Genomic DNA, 720 nt, shown 5'->3' with positions numbered 1-720 from the left:
GCCGTCGTGACCGGCTCGACCAGCGGCATCGGCCTCGCCATCGCCCGGGCCTTCGCCAAGGAAGGCGCCAACGTGGTCATCAACGGCTTCGGCGACGCGGAGGCCATCGAGAAGGAGCGCGCCGGCATCGAGCGCGAGTTCGGCGTCAAGGCGATCCATTCGCCGGCCGACATGTCGAAGCCGCACGAGATCGAGGAGATGATCCGGCTTGCCGAGCGGACCTTCGGGAGCGTCGACATCCTGGTCAACAATGCGGGCATCCAGTTCGTCTCGCCGGTGGAGAACTTCCCGGTCGAGAAATGGGACCAGATCATCGCGATCAACCTGTCGTCCGCCTTCCATGCCATCCGGGCCGCCGTGCCCGGCATGAAGGCGCGCAAATGGGGCCGCATCATCAACACGGCCTCGGCCCATTCGCTTGTCGCCTCGCCGTTCAAGTCGGCCTATGTGGCGGCCAAGCACGGCATCGCGGGCCTCACCAAGACAGTGGCCCTGGAGGTGGCCACCGACGGCATCACGGTCAACTGCATCAGCCCCGGCTATGTCTGGACGCCGCTGGTCGAGAAGCAGATTCCCGACACCATGAAGGCGCGCAACCTGACCAAGGAGCAGGTGATCAACGACGTGCTCCTGGAGGCCCAGCCCACCAAGCAGTTCGTCACCGTGGATCAGGTGGCGGCGCTCGCCGTCTTCCTGTGCTCGGACGCGGCGAGCCAGATC

General features: G+C 65.8%; 1 protein-coding gene. It reads left to right on the top strand.

Annotated elements, in window-relative coordinates; all coding sequences use genetic code 11:
- Nucleotides 1–720, top strand: a 720-nt coding sequence (locus OCW50_RS33115) for a 3-hydroxybutyrate dehydrogenase (RefSeq protein WP_262300407.1), incomplete at both ends; no start/stop codon positions are given.

The sequence above is a fragment of the Microvirga sesbaniae genome (assembly GCF_025460805.1).
Lineage (GTDB): Bacteria > Pseudomonadota > Alphaproteobacteria > Rhizobiales > Beijerinckiaceae > Microvirga > Microvirga sesbaniae.
The sequence above is the reverse complement of the archived record's forward strand: the minus strand, read 5'-3'. Positions and strand labels throughout refer to the sequence as shown.